Source organism: Tsuneonella flava, assembly GCF_002870965.1.
Lineage (GTDB): Bacteria > Pseudomonadota > Alphaproteobacteria > Sphingomonadales > Sphingomonadaceae > Tsuneonella > Tsuneonella flava.
The window spans coordinates 23979-37940 of sequence record NZ_PHSO01000006.1 but is presented as its reverse complement, the minus strand read 5'-3'; the positions used below and the strand labels follow the sequence as shown (position 1 = coordinate 37940).

Annotated in this window: 12 protein-coding genes; 8 read left to right on the top strand and 4 right to left on the bottom strand. The window is 54.9% G+C overall.

The window, feature by feature from the left end:
- Positions 1-65 precede the first annotated feature (65 nt).
- From acpA to CV013_RS10070, 3 genes are all read left to right on the top strand, one after another.
- Complete coding sequence (gene acpA, locus CV013_RS10080; RefSeq protein ID WP_102155305.1) at positions 66-1709, top strand: acid phosphatase; 1644 nt, start codon at positions 66-68, stop codon at positions 1707-1709.
- A gap of 182 nt (positions 1710-1891) precedes the next feature.
- Positions 1892-2233 carry a hypothetical protein gene (locus tag CV013_RS10075; RefSeq protein ID WP_102155303.1) on the top strand — a complete coding sequence of 114 codons (342 nt, stop codon included), beginning with the start codon at positions 1892-1894 and terminating at the stop codon, positions 2231-2233.
- Positions 2234-2388: 155 nt separating this feature from the next.
- Positions 2389-3339, top strand: a complete 951-nt coding sequence (locus CV013_RS10070; protein WP_102155300.1) for a glycosyltransferase family 2 protein — start codon at positions 2389-2391, stop codon at positions 3337-3339.
- Positions 3340-3780: 441 nt separating this feature from the next.
- Here CV013_RS10070 and CV013_RS10065 read toward each other — a convergent pair whose 3' ends face one another.
- Entirely contained in the window at positions 3781-4041 is a 261-nt protein-coding gene (locus CV013_RS10065; protein ID WP_102155298.1) for a helix-turn-helix domain-containing protein, read from the bottom strand.
- 107 nt (positions 4042-4148) lie between these two features.
- On the opposite strand from CV013_RS10065, the gene CV013_RS10060 reads away from it, so the two are divergent.
- On the top strand, positions 4149-5069 hold the full coding sequence (locus CV013_RS10060; protein ID WP_102155296.1) for a hypothetical protein: 921 nt from the start codon (positions 4149-4151) through the stop codon (positions 5067-5069).
- On the opposite strand, the gene cas1 is transcribed toward CV013_RS10060, so the two are convergent.
- Positions 5070-6143 (bottom strand): CRISPR-associated endonuclease Cas1, encoded by a 1074-nt coding sequence (gene cas1, locus CV013_RS10055; protein WP_157935761.1) that lies wholly within the window; start codon positions 6141-6143, stop codon positions 5070-5072.
- A gap of 108 nt (positions 6144-6251) precedes the next feature.
- Between cas1 and CV013_RS10050 the strand changes: the two genes are divergently transcribed.
- From CV013_RS10050 to CV013_RS10035, 4 genes are all read left to right on the top strand, one after another.
- A complete protein-coding gene (locus tag CV013_RS10050; RefSeq protein WP_102155292.1) occupies positions 6252-6917 on the top strand; it encodes a hypothetical protein in 666 nt (221 codons plus the stop codon).
- 113 nt (positions 6918-7030) lie between these two features.
- The gene (locus CV013_RS10045; protein ID WP_123640011.1) at positions 7031-7600 is read left to right on the top strand and encodes a hypothetical protein; all 570 of its coding nucleotides are present in this window, start codon (positions 7031-7033) and stop codon (positions 7598-7600) included.
- A gap of 8 nt (positions 7601-7608) precedes the next feature.
- Positions 7609-7974: a hypothetical protein gene (locus CV013_RS10040; protein ID WP_102155288.1), complete on the top strand. Its 366-nt coding sequence runs from the start codon at positions 7609-7611 to the stop codon at positions 7972-7974.
- A complete protein-coding gene (locus CV013_RS10035; RefSeq protein WP_102155286.1) occupies positions 7971-11036 on the top strand; it encodes a hypothetical protein in 3066 nt (1021 codons plus the stop codon). Before CV013_RS10040 ends, CV013_RS10035 begins: the two co-directional genes overlap by 4 nt.
- Here the strand turns inward: CV013_RS10035 and CV013_RS10030 are convergent.
- Positions 11027-12397: a DUF6414 family protein gene (locus tag CV013_RS10030; protein ID WP_102155284.1), complete on the bottom strand. Its 1371-nt coding sequence runs from the start codon at positions 12395-12397 to the stop codon at positions 11027-11029. The genes CV013_RS10035 and CV013_RS10030 overlap by 10 nt on opposite strands.
- Positions 12397-13626 carry an ATP-binding protein gene (locus tag CV013_RS10025; protein WP_102155282.1) on the bottom strand — a complete coding sequence of 410 codons (1230 nt, stop codon included), beginning with the start codon at positions 13624-13626 and terminating at the stop codon, positions 12397-12399. The genes CV013_RS10030 and CV013_RS10025 overlap by 1 nt, the downstream gene beginning before the upstream one ends.
- Between the last annotated feature and the right edge of the window lie 336 nt (positions 13627-13962).

Sequence of the window (13962 nt, the reverse complement as noted above, 5' to 3'; positions counted from 1 at the left end):
CTGTCAGGTGAGCGGCGATCCGAGCGGATTGTAATCTGCATTATTGAGCAGCGTGGTGTTTTGATATGTCTGAAAATAAAGATAAATCTGGAAGTCTTTCGGGCATCAACCGGCGAGAGTTGCTCGGCGGACTGGCGACAGTGACCGCTGTGGCCGGGATCGGGATCGATGCACCGGTTCAGGCAAAGGCATCACGGAAATCCGCAGATGGAAATTTGCGCGACGCGATCGATACGGTGGTCGTGATCTACGCAGAAAACCGCAGCTTTAACAATCTGTTCGCGGGCTTTCCCGGGCTCGAACAGCCGCTCGACACAGTAGCGCCAGAGCGTTTCCGTCAGCGGGATCGCGATGGCACCGTTTTGCCTCACCTTCCCCCGGTATGGGAAGGGCTGGTGCCGGTGAAGCAGGTGGTGGAACACGGGGAGTTTCTGATCGGGCCGGATGATCTGCCGCAACTGCCTAACGCTCCGTTCGCTCTGAAAACGCCGGATGGCGACCCGCTTCCGCACGGAATTATCACACGCGATCTGATACATAGCTTCTACAACAATCAGTTGCAGATCAACGGCGGTCGCAACGATGGCTTTGTCGCATGGGGCGATAGCGGCGCGCTGGTGATGGGGCACTATGGCGACGGCAGCGCCAATTTGCGTATCTGGCAGATCGCTCGCGAATTTGCCTTGTGCGACAACTTCTTCATGGGCGCATTTGGCGGGTCGTTTCTCAATCATCAGTATTTGGTATCGGCCACCGCCCCGTTTTATCCCAATGCGGACGAGAGCCCGGCGAAGGGCAAGATTGTGAAGTTCGATCCGGCCTTTCCTGGGCAGCTTCGCCCGCTGGTCCGGCCTGGTACGGCCGCCAGTGCGCTGGAGGGGCCGCTCCGGTTTCAGCCGGATTCTATCTCCCCCGATTTCCGCGCGGTGAACACGATGCTGCCGCCATATATGCCCGGTTATCAACCAGATCCCGACAAACCAGGCTATGCGCTGGCGAGCAGCCCGCTGACTTTGCCGCCGCAAAGCCATGCGACGATTGGCGACCGGTTGAGCGCGGCCGGGGTTAGCTGGGCGTGGTATGCCGGGGGGTGGTCGGCGGCGCTCGATGGCGATGCGAAAAGCAAGGAATTTCCGTGGAGCCCGAACTTTCAGCCGCATCATCAGCCATTTAACTACTTCATGCGGTTCGCGCCCGGAACGCCGGAGCGCGCGCGTCATCTGCGCGATGGCGGGCTGGGTGAAACGGCGCGGACCAATCGGTTTCTGGCCGATGCCGAGGAAGGCAAGCTGCCTGCGGTTAGCTTCTATAAGCCTCAGGGAAACCTCAATATGCATGCCGGATATTCGGACGTCGATGCGGGCGACCGGCATCTGGCGGGCGTGATCGACGTGCTGCGTAACTCACCGCAATGGGATCGGATGCTGGTGGTTATCACTTTCGACGAAAACGGTGGCTGGTGGGATCATGTCGCCCCTCCGAAGGGGGATCGCTGGGGGCCGGGCACTCGCATTCCGGCCCTGATCGTGTCGCCCCATGCCAAGCGTGGCCATGTCGATCATACGATCTATGACACTGGTTCTATTGCACGTTTTCTGGTTCGGCGGTTCGGGCTGGAAACGCTGCCGGGCCTTGTCGAGCGGGAGAAAGCCATGATTGCCGCAGGCGGTCCGCCGCCGGGCGACCTGACCGGGGCGCTGACGCTTTAACGCGGCGCTTTGACAGGTTGTTTGACACTAAATACGGGATGTAATATTCTGATAATAAAGAATAAATGATAACTTGCATCGGAATGTTGTGCAGACTTGTCTCTATGCCTCCAGTTCAAGAGGTATTCGGGCACCGAATCTCACTGATGACAGCATAATTGCTGCAAAATGGGGGAGATCGTATGAAAATTTCCAAAATTATCGTCGCTGCTGGCGCCGCCATGCTGATCGCGCAGCCTGCGCTGGCGGTTGACCCGGCCAACCACAACACGACCCGCAGCAACAAGGCCAGCGGGATTATCGCCAGCGGTGGTTCGGGCGATTCGACCGGCGACACCGCCGATGCGGAAGGCGATGCGAAAAACGTGCCCGCCGCGCAGGAGGCCGCCAAACAGGTCGCCCCTGCCAGCGAAACCAACGCCGATCATGCCAGACATCATAAGATGAAGGTCCACGGCAAGGCCGCCCCGGCGCCCGCTGCCAAGCCGGATGCGGCAACCGGCGATGCCGCTGCGCCGAAGTAACCTGCGGTAAACGGCCCGCGCCAGGCGGGCAGGCCGCGCCGCATGGGCCCGCCCTCGCGTCAACCTGCTCATCGCGGTGCATGACGGCACGCCACCGCTTGCCGACTGCCGCCCCTGTCCCCTAAACCGCGCGGCTGACAGGGAACCAAAGCCGCATGACCAAGCTGATTATCCAGATCCCGGCCTATAACGAGGCCGCTCACCTGCCCGAAACGATCGCTTGCCTGCCGCGCACGATCCCCGGCATCGACACCGTCGAATACTTGGTGATCGATGACGGGAGCAGCGATGGCACATCGGATGTCGCGCGCAAGCTGGGGGTGCACCATATCGTGCGCCACCGCCGCAATCGCGGGCTGGCAGCGGCATTCCGCAGCGGGATAGAGGCGGCGCTGGCCGCCGGGGCGGACATCGTCGTCAACACCGATGCCGATAATCAATACGAAGGGGCCGATATTCCCGCGCTGGTGCAACCAATTCTGGACGGGCGCGCCGATGTCGTGATCGGGGATCGCGGGGTCGGCAACAACGCCCATTTCGGCCCGGTCAAGCGCCTGCTGCAACGGCTGGGTAGCGCGACCGTGCGGCGGCTGTCGCGGGTGGAAGTGGACGATGCGGTCAGCGGGTTCCGCGCGATGAGCCGCGAAGCGGCAGGGCGGATCTACGTCACCACCGAATTTTCCTACACCACCGAAATGCTGATTCAGGCCGGGCGCAAGCGGATGGCGGTGACATCGGTGCCGGTGCGGACCAACGGCCCGATCCGCCCGTCGCGCCTGTTCAGTTCGATCCCGCAGTTCATCATCAACACCGGCACCACTATCATGCGTGCCTATGCCCAGTATTACGCGTTGAAAGTGTTTGCCTTTATCGGCGCGCTGCTGGGCGTGATCGGGGCGATCCCGGTGCTGCGCTTCCTCTATTTCTACATCGACGGGCAGGGCGACGGACACCTGCAATCTCTGGTGCTGGGGGTCGGCCTGCTGGTGCTGGGCTTCCTGTGCGTGATGCTGGGCATTCTGGCCGATCTGGTAAGCGCCAACCGCAAACTGCTGGAACAGCTATCCAACCGCGTGCGGCGGATAGAGGACGATCTGAAGCATTAGAGGGCGTTTATCCCGCTGTTCGCCAGTGCGAACGCAGTGAAGCAATCCATGACGCGACGGTTCCGCCCATCGCGGCGGTCATGGTGGGGACGATGGCGGTCGATAGATTGCCGCGTCGCCTGCGGTTCCTCGCAATGACGAGGGACGGGGGACCATGTCGCTTGTCGCGATCCCACAGAGCACCCTCTCCGCCATCGTCACCCCGACCTTGAGCCGGGGGGTATAGTGAACGACACATAAAGGGAGAGAGTTGACCACACAGATGATATGACGAACGGCGTTCGATTTTCGTAGAAGCCAAGCCCCACATTTCGCGAATGGGGATACCACCCACCCATCGTAAGAGTGTCCCTCAGAAATCAGAACATCTTAGACCGAATGATCGCTGAGCGAGGGATTAAGCGCGGTACACGCGCCGATTTTAAGCTATTGGAGAATATCCTAAACTTCCAATTTTGAGGATAATTTCTCGCGGATATTGGTTAGCAGAGTGGAAGATGAGACGTTCATGGCTTCAGCGATGGCGATGAACTCGAGAATATCCAGCCGTCGTTCAATCTTCTCAATTTTGTTCACGAAAGATGGGTGCTTGCCGAGACGTCGCGCTAGCTCTCGTTGTGAGATTCCAAGCCCCTCACGAACCGCTTTGATCGTTTCGATAGCAGAACGATAGTCGGGCGAAACCACCCATCCCCGCTGCATTGAAACGTCCCCGATTCTTAACCCGAGACTTTAAGTATATGTAAACCGCCATGTCCCCATAATGGGGACACTTGATAACATGTGCGGAGGTCTCGTTGATTACACGAATGAACATTGCGAATCTGATTGCAGTGGGATTTCTGGCGGCATGTTCGTCACAATCCGATGCTATCGGAGCTTACATCGCCTCTGACACGGACGGTGCAATGATGGTGCAAATTACATCAGCTGACGAAGGTAAGATCAGTGGCACGGTATCGATTGTCGGTGCGGTTCAGGATGGCAAGAACATTGCCGGGGCCAGACCATTCAGCGGTACAATCGATGGAAAGGCCATCAATCTCTCCATCGAAAATGGGACAGGTGTCAGTTTAGCGACTGGCGCCATAGAGGGCGACAAGCTTCGGCTGACGTGGTTCGCTAACGGAAGTTCTACGCAGGCCACATTTGAAAAAAGTGATGCCGCAAGATTTGGTGAGTTGGCAGACGCCTCTCGGACTCGCGCAGCGGAAAAAAGGCAAGACATTGAGAGTCTGGCAGCTGCCAAAGATCGCACTCAACGTCGGTCCGAAACTCAAAAGTCGATAGAGAAGTTGGCGGATAAGGTATTTTCAAAGGCCAACGAGCTTTCGGAAAAAAGCAGGAAGATTGACGTATTGATTGCAGGCTACCAAGCCGCAAGGAATCGCACCGCAAAGATGAAAACCGCTATACAGCATATCAATGCAAAATCGCCCGAAGGCTCATACCAGATAAGCCAAATCAATTATCAGATGAACGATTTAGCAAACGACATAGAGAGTATACATATTAGTGTGCAAAACTATAGAGCGGCCCTAATTGGGTTTGCGAACGATGCCGGGTCACAATCAAGTCAGCACCTTGCCGAATGTCAAACTGATCGATTGCTGGATTGCTCTCGTCTTTCAGCAAGTATGCTATTGTTCCAAAGCCGATACAAACAATTCCAACGTGATTATCAGCGAGAGAATACGGCATATAATGCCAAATCTGGTGCTGATATTTAATTAGCTAGCAAGCGCCGCAACTACTCGCGCCAATTGAGGCGACAATCTGCAAACCCCGTCTTTGCGCAAGATGAAATCATTGGCTGCAAACGTGTGACCGCGCACAAATTGCAGAATTTGCGCATCGATTGGTGATCGTTCCAACTCGATCATATCGAGTACCCAAGCAGGACTGTCCCGGTTGCTGTTATGCATGATGCCGATGGTCGGATCATACCCATTGGCAATAGCTTCGATTTGGAGTTTGGCTATCTTCACCGCATAGGCATAGTTCAATATGGCGTTGACTGGATGGGAAGCGTTGCGGTTTTCCGCTTTCACGCCAGTTGCGCGAGAACTGCGCCAGTTATAGGCGCGCCATTCTTGCGGCACCGGGCGGCGGGCTGTCCCTTTCCATTTTATCGGCAAGCCATGCCACGCCCGAAAGTACGCAGAGGCGCATTCGCCTTCGATGACAAAGATTGCATTCAGGTCTTTGAAGGTTTCACTTTCCAGCCGTGCGATACCGGCATTGGCCTTGAACAACGCCATGTCACGTGACTGCGATGCAGGTATGTGGACCTCAAGGGTCGGGATACTGTTGGCGATTTTGCGGCGGATAAGGTCGGCTGCAAAGGCTAGGCGCTTGGCCATATCGGCGCGTGTAGCAAGTTGCCAATCCACCTTCTCCCGATCGGCAGCATAGCCGGTGCCACTGGCGACTGTGGCGATCTCACCGTTCGAACGAATGCGAGCAAGCGCAACGCCTTGTTCGGCTAGCCACGAAAGTACATCGAACGAGAGGGTGCCGCTCCCATCCAGTAAGAGGATGCGGGTCGGCAGGTCGAGATCGCGCGGAAAAAAGCGATAAGCGTGTCGGTCTTGCGGGTAGTGCGTGAATCCATCACGGATGACCAAAGCGCCGTTTTCGATGCGCAGAGACACCCCATGGCCATTCAATATCAGTGGGGCAGGATTACGCTGGCGTAACTTCCTTTTGGGTAAAGACTGTGCATATTCCGAAAGCCAGAATTCTGAGCGATTTGCCCATGCATCGGCAATTCCATTCGAACGAATTTCGGTTTCTTGAAGCATTCGAATTTGTAGCACAAAATCCCGGAATCGCGGCATAATTTCAAGGTTAATCCGGCAATTAGCATTAGCGTGCTAAAGCGAAGCAATCGGCAATTTGGGTTTTTGGAAATGGCGAAGCCAACTAACCGCGAAATTTGGCAAAAGGGCGTTTCGATCAAGAGCGCTTGGCTGCAATTCGCCTGCATCGACGATCAAACCCGCTATTCTGAATTAGCCTCACCTGCGAAGCTCAAAGAGCGAGCCTCAAATGCCAATTTTGAAACTGTGGGCGATGTGTTGAAACTTATGTCGGCCGGGTTCGGAGATTGGACAGCACAATCTCAATTTGGAGATGAATTGCGGGAATCGCTATTGGACGAGCTGTTTAACGATCAATTGGCTGCATATGGCTATAGGATCGCGCCATCGCCTAGCCGGGAGCCGGTGCGAATTGTGGCGGAATTGTTTGATGAAGCTGAGCCAAATTGGAAATCTGGCGAGCTGTCCGCTCGTGGACGCACCTATTCCGAAATTCGCATAATTGACCTGAGCGAATTGCAGGGTTTGGAGCAACGCCGCCCCGGTCCAAAAGGCTCTGGAGCGGTAATTCGTGCAGCGATTACTGCGCTCCAGCATAAGCAAATTAATTTGTGTGGTGTCCCTCGCAAAGAAGCAATTGCCTTAATTCGATTAGAAATTGGCGGCAATCACCCAAAAGGCTCCGGTCTCAGTGATGTAAATTTAGCGAAATACCTTTTGGAAATTTGCCCAAAGCGCGGACTGAAATTCGAATAGCATTCAATTGCCTTGCAACTTGAGAACAAGAGGATTCGCTCACTTGGCATGAGCGCGGAATCCTATGGTCGATTCGCAGCAAGCCCGCTGCGATGGTGCCAGAGGGTTCATTCGTGGCCAGAAAACGCGATTACAAAGCGGAGTATCAGCGGCGGATTGCGAACGCTGCCAAGCGAGGCTTGAGCCGTGCGCAGGCACGTGGCCACGCCAGAGCAGGCGAGAAGCCAATCCGCGCCAAGCGGATCAAAAGCGATGAGCGGTTAGAGGCCGCGCTCAAGCTTCTGCGCCAGACAAACAATCAGGGACGCGCTGCAAAGGAGGCCGGAGTTTCCGCGGAACGCTTCCGGCGCTTCCTGCGGAGCAATTCGCTTGCCGAAAGGCAGGGCCGCAAGTGGGTTCTCACCGACAATCGCAGCCGCCGGATGACCGTCATCACGGGCGGGGAAGCCGTCGAACTCACGTTGCGGGACTTCGAGCAATCATCTCTCAATGGCAGGTACTTGGCCGCCGTTGGAGCCTTCCTGCACACCAATGACATCGATCTCTTGCGCTCATTCGAAGGCCAATCGGTCATCGATGGCGCTGGCCTGGCTCACCCGCTCGAAACGGATCCCAATGCTCTTTACCGCCTCTCCGCCGCCGGAGGTGAGGTGTTCCATGAAGTGTACCGGCTCAACGTGTGAGAAATGAAATGACTGACAAAGAACTCGCCCGCGAAATTCGCAAGCAACGTCGTTTGGAGAAGCTGGGCAGCAACAACCCAATCTGTGGCACCTGCGGCGAATTCGATTACCGGGTGCTGGAGCGGCACCATGTTGCAGGCCGCAAGCATGATCCCGACACAGTTATCATTTGCCGGAACTGCCATCGCAAAGTGAGCGACGATCAGAAGGACCACCCTGAACTTACACTCCACTCTGACCAGATGCTGCACGCTATCGGGCTATTCCTGCTTGGGATGGCGGACCTGCTCAAACTGATCCTCGAAAAGCTGAATGAATTCGGGCTGGCACTGGTTGAGCGAGCAACGCCTGCTGGTGTGGGGGTGAAGTCATGACCCCGATCACTGATCGCCTGCCGATTTCCCTACGCGCCTACGCCAACGCACCCAAAGCACGAAAGCCCTATCGAAGCGCTGAGGCTTCGGATTGGTCGCTGACTTTCGATTGTGAAACCTGTGTGGACGCTGGGCAAGCGCTACGCTTTGGAGCGTATCAGTTTCGCAAGGGTAGCGAATTGAAAGAGGCGGGGTTGTTCTATGATCCGCAAGGTATCTCAGCGGCGGAGGTAACGACCCTCCGCGCTTATGCAAAACGACATCGGTTGCTGGTCCGCAATCGTGACGAATTCGTTGACGAGATGATTTTCCTGCGAGCTTATCAGCTTCGCGCACGCATAATCGGTTTCAATTTGCCGTTCGACATTTCCCGGCTTGCCATCGATCACGGTGTTGCACGCGGCGCGATGTATGGCGGCTTCACCTTTACCCTATCTCATCAGAAAATTTGGCCGCATATCCGCGTGAAGCATCTATCCCGACGCTGCGCACTAATCGATTTTTCCGCGCCTTATCGCCCGCGGGACAGCAGAGGACAGCGCAAGCGGGGTGACAAAACACCAGTGCGGCGCGGCTATTTCGTAGATGTAAACACCTTGGCCGTTTCGCTCCTGTCTCAGAATTTCAGCTTGGGCAGCCTGAGCAAGTTCCTGAAAGTGGCGAACCCCAAACTCGACTTTGACGAATTCGACGGGCCAGTTTCCGATACGATGCTCAGCTATGCGGTGCGCGACGTGCAGACCACTTGGGAATGCTACGCAACTTTGCTGGAAAAGCTGAGCGGGTTGGACCTGCCAGATTTGCGGCCAGAGGAAATCTATAGCGAAGCGAGCATCGGCAAAGGCTATCTCAGAGCAATGGGCATTGCCCCGTGGCGGGAATTGCAGCCCGTTTTTCCGCCCGAAATGCTGGGGTGCATTCTGTCGAGCTATTACGGCGGGCGCTCCGAAATCAGAATCAGACGCGAAGCACGACAAGTCATCCTGTGCGATTTTCTTTCGATGTATCCGACCGTTTGCACCCTTATGGGGCTTTGGCGCTTTGTGATTGCCAGCGGCTTGCGGCAGCGCAAAGCAACGCAAAAGACGCGGGCGTTTCTCGCCAAAGTGACTTTGGCGGACCTACAATCGCCAGATATATGGCCGCAATTAGCGACATTAGTTCAGGTGAAACCGAATGCCGACATTTTCCCTGCTCGGGCGATCTATGATGCTGACGCAATGGCAACCATCGGCGCGAACTATCTCAGCTCTGAAACGCCACTTTGGTTTACTCTGGCCGATTGCATTGCTTCGAAATTGTTGACCGGCAAGGCTCCCAAAATTGTGAAAGCCATCGCCTTTGAGCCGGTGGCAATGCAGGCAGACCTTTGCCCGATCAACGTCAGCGGCAATCCGCAATACCGGGTCGATCCGGTCGAAACGGATTTTTTCCGGCGCGTCATTGAATTGCGCAAGGAGACCAAGGACCGGACGAAAGGTGCCAGCGGCGATGAACTGGCCGCGCTGGATAGCGAACAATACGCGCTTAAGATTTGCGCCAATTCCACAAGCTACGGCATTTGGATGCAGGTCAATGTGGCCAAACGCTCCAAGGGCTTCGATGCCACGATATTCGGCCATGATGGCGAGCCGTTCGAACTGGAAACCGACAAGGCCGAAAGGCCGGGTGAGTATTTCCACCCGCTGCTAGGCTCACTGATTACCGGCGCAGCGCGGCTAATGCTGGCGATCACGGAAAGCCTGATTGCATCGCGAAGGTTGGAATGGGCATTCTGCGACACGGACAGCATGGCAATTGCCAAACCCGATGGGATGGCTGGCGATGAATTCAGCCAGCGGGTGCAGGAAATCACAGACTGGTTTGCCGCGCTCAATCCATATGCCTTTCCCGGCTCGATCTTGAAAATCGAAGACGAGAACTATGGGCTGGAAACAGGTGAGCCTGAGCCGCTTTATTGCTGGGCAATATCATCGAAGCGATATGCGCTTTTCAATCTGGCGGACGGCGGCAGTCCGATCTTGCGCAAGGTATCGGCACACGGGCTTGGCCACCTATTGCCACCCTACCGCGCCGACAATTCTCCTACTGATATTCCCGCCCCACATAAAAGCGTATTGCGAAGCGGAGTCGAGCGCTGGCACTGCGATTTGTGGTTTGAAATCGTCAAAGCTGGCCTTGGCGAAAAGCCCGAAATGCCCCGGCTCGATTTCCACCCAGCCATGAACGCCCCGGCAGTCAGCCGTTACGGTGCTACCGCGCCAGAGCTGTTGCGATGGTTCAAGGGCCACAATGCCAATCGCTCCTATCGCGATCAGGTAAAGCCGTTCGGTTTCCTGCTAGCCCTTCGCGCCAAGCAGGAGTGGCGTTCGAATAAGGCGGTCATTACGCATCCCCGGCGAGGACGGCCACCCAAAATCGAATTACCCAAACCCGTTGCCCTGTTCGAGCAAGACTTGGAAAAGGTTGCTGCAACAGCATTCGACCGGGAAAGCGGCAAACCTGTTTCCGCAGATGCCTTGCAGACATATCGCGAAGCCGTGGCGCAATATCACCTGCACCCGGAATCCAAACTCCTTGGTGGCGATTATCGGGACCGTGGCGCAACGCGGCGGCGGCATATTCAGGCAATCGGCATTCGTCATATCGGCAAGGAAGCCAACGAGCTGGACAGGCAGCAAATGCTTGGGGCCGATGGCGAGCTAAACCCCGATTACGGCCTAACTGCCGATGGCGTTGAACAGCTCAGGTCTGACTTGGCGAAGGTTGCGGAAATTCTCGGCAAGGCCGCGGCTGCCAAGGCCATGCGGCTTTCTTCAAGGCGGCTGCGCGCAATCCTATCTGGCGACGTTGTGCCAAACGATGCGATCGTGCGGAGCCTCTTTTGCCAATTCTCTGCGGCAATTGCGAAAGCGGAATTGCTGTGCGCAGAGCGGCAACAAAGATTTCACCACCTCAACCAAATGGTTCAAGAACTGGGGCTGCGGCGTGCGGCTCGAAAGTTGCGTATCGACCCGTCAAATTTGCGGAGAAAGCTCGCATCACTGACGCGTCACCAGTAGATCGCAACCACCTCAACGTCCAAAAGCCGATTATCAGTCTTTTCGATCTCGACGGGTTCGGAGTCTTGCTCCCCTTGTTGGGGGTCCGAATTTCGGGGAAGCAATGGCAGGTCTTGAATTTGGCGGACACGTGCGCGAAGTTCCAAATCGGCGTTGGGATCGATTGTCTCACCAATCAAGTCTTCAACAACTGCCTTGGTTTGAGCGAATGCCGCTCTTTGTCCCTCAGCCGAGTTGCTCACCAGTCTCAGATTTGAAATCGACCTATCAATCTCTTGAGCCTCCTGAGTGGAGACTTCACGATCTAGTTGGGCGACAAGCAAGTCCTTATAACGGAGCAACGCCACCATTAGTTTTTGCGACTGACCATCCGGCTTGGGCTCTTCTCTTGCTCGCGAAGATTGCGCAATCGCAGCACGACTGGATACCTCAATTTGCCCGGCCAAGTCTGGTGCGAACTGGCTGAAAATATCCGCTACCTTTATGGGATTCCAATCAGTTTGCAGGCCCGATTTAGAAAGCCTGCAAAGTACGGTGAATTCGCTATCAGCAAATAGAATTCGGCGAATGTCCTTCCAATACGCCAGATGCTCGGTCACGCCCACGATCTGCAGTGGTCGATTATCAAGCCCAAATTTTTTGATTACAGAGCTATGAATAATATAGTCTTCACCTTCATATTCAACAACTCCATACTCGGTCACAAGACCGTCAATTGGAATTAGCCCTGCAAGGAGCTTATTGATGATCTTGTTGACATTCTTTGCTTGATAAAGGTCCGAAAACTTCACATTTTCCAGAAAGAGTGTTGGGCTTTCGTCGAACATTTCAGAGAATTCAGCGACCATTGTGCTGATTTGAAAAATCCACGATGCAGACAGCTTTACCTTAAACTCGACTAGATCGCCTCGTTTCAAATCTTGGGCTTTGAAAGCCGAGTCACTGTTTAGAGAAGCGATAAATTCTGAGAAAGAAGCCGCAGAGCACTTCGGCTTTGTCGGCTTGATTTTTCGGAGGTGCTCTAGCTCATGAAGCTCCCGGAAAAGCGACTGAGCGTTGGCTTTACGGACAGTCTGCAAAGCGGTGCTATTTGTTGTTTGGAATCTAGATGATGCTTCAGCAGAGGGAAGCAATGGCCCATTTACCCCGACTTTTCCTCCGCTTTCGAGAGAGCGTCCTTCTTCAATCTGCGACGTAATGTTCTCTGTGATTTCCCCTTTTTGTGATGCCAAGAGGCTAGCGAGGCTAACCTCATCAAGATAGATGAACTCGCGCAGAGGCTCGCTTTCGCTGTCAACAATCGCAACTTTGTCATCCGAACCAAATGCGATCCAAGGGAAGGCCCGGCTGAACTTCAGCATCACCGTTTCTCCTTTTGCTGTGAGCGTTCAGGGCGACGTGCTACTCGCTCAAAAGCTTGGGCAAAATCTTCACCTACGACCCGGTTCCTTTTGTCCGCTGCTGCGATCAAGGCAGCCTCTGTCCATATCGACGACAGTCTGGCTGCTGACCAGTTATGCGTGCGAATGGCTACCTCGCTGATTGGAAGGTCATCGCCGCAATTTATGCGACGAGCATCAACCTTGAGTATCTCAATACGGTCTAGAACGGTTGGCAAACCAAACTCAATTTCCCAGTCAAATCGACCGGGACGCGTCAACGCAGAATCCAACGCTTCCACACGATTTGTTGCCGCAATTACGATTGTTGTGTTCTGAGAATTGCTAAAGCCATCCATAAGAGTGAGGAATTGAGCGACAAGCTTACGTGATGCTTCGTGTGTGTCACCGCTCCTGCTCTCGGCGATGCTATCGATCTCATCAAAAAAGATGATCGATTTGCCAGATGGTGACTTGTCTGCGTGTTCGAAAATCCGACGCAGCAAATTCTCTGAATCGCCCACCCATTTGCTGACGATTGCAGGGCCGCTAATGTCATAAAAGTTTGCATTGCTTTGATTTGCAATGATGCGCGCTAGGTGCGTTTTGCCCGTGCCAGGAGGGCCAGTAAACAAAATCCCTCTTACCGGTCTCGCACCAATTTTTCTTAGTTCTTCTCGCCGCTCAAACTGTGTCTCAATTAGTTCTTTTGCTCTACTGATGACCTCTTGATACCCACCGAAATCATCGAAAGACAGCCCATCATCATCTGGACGGACTAAGAATGAAGCGGCTGACGTTTCCTCGTCGGCTGGGTGTTGCCGCACCCGAATAGAGTCTTTGGAAAGCACTCGAAGAATTGCGGATGACTCATCAATCTCGACCGTAGAATTCTGGTTGATCGTAAGTGCATTGGGGTTGGACAGTGTCAGAAGTGCGCTGCCTGATTCCCCTAAGATGGTGCCATCTTCTAAGACCTCCCGAATGACTGACGTAAGATGAGAGGTTGGCCAAACTTCGGAAGGAACCCGAAACCATTCGCCATCGCATGAGAGAATGGTATCGTTCTTTTCTAAGGAGCCAGCCGCAATACCAGTAATCCAAGCTGTTCGACCATCTTTAAGTCGTAAGAATACCGCCCCCGCATCTTCATCCACATAAGTGACCCTCATCAGGTCGCCCTTGCGTTCATCTTCCGGTTGCGGCTTCATGTCGCAAGCGTAGTTCAATTGCGCAAAGTAGGATAGGTGCCGTCAATCTTGACTGTGCAATTTGTGAGATTTGTCCGCCGCTAATGACCATTCCAACAAAAATTGGGGAGCCAGCCGTGTGGTCAGCTCCCCGCATTTTTGTGTCGTTCGCAATACCCCCCGACCTTGAGCCGGGGTCTAGCTTTCCTCGGGTGCGGCGGGGGAAGGTTAAGCTGGGCCCCGGATCGGGTCCGGGGCGACGGGGTGCTTTTTTGCGGGCGGGGAGAGGGTATGGCGGGCGCTTGCCGCACCGGCGCGTTGCATCTGGCCGTTTCCCGGCGCCCTCCGCGTCGTCGC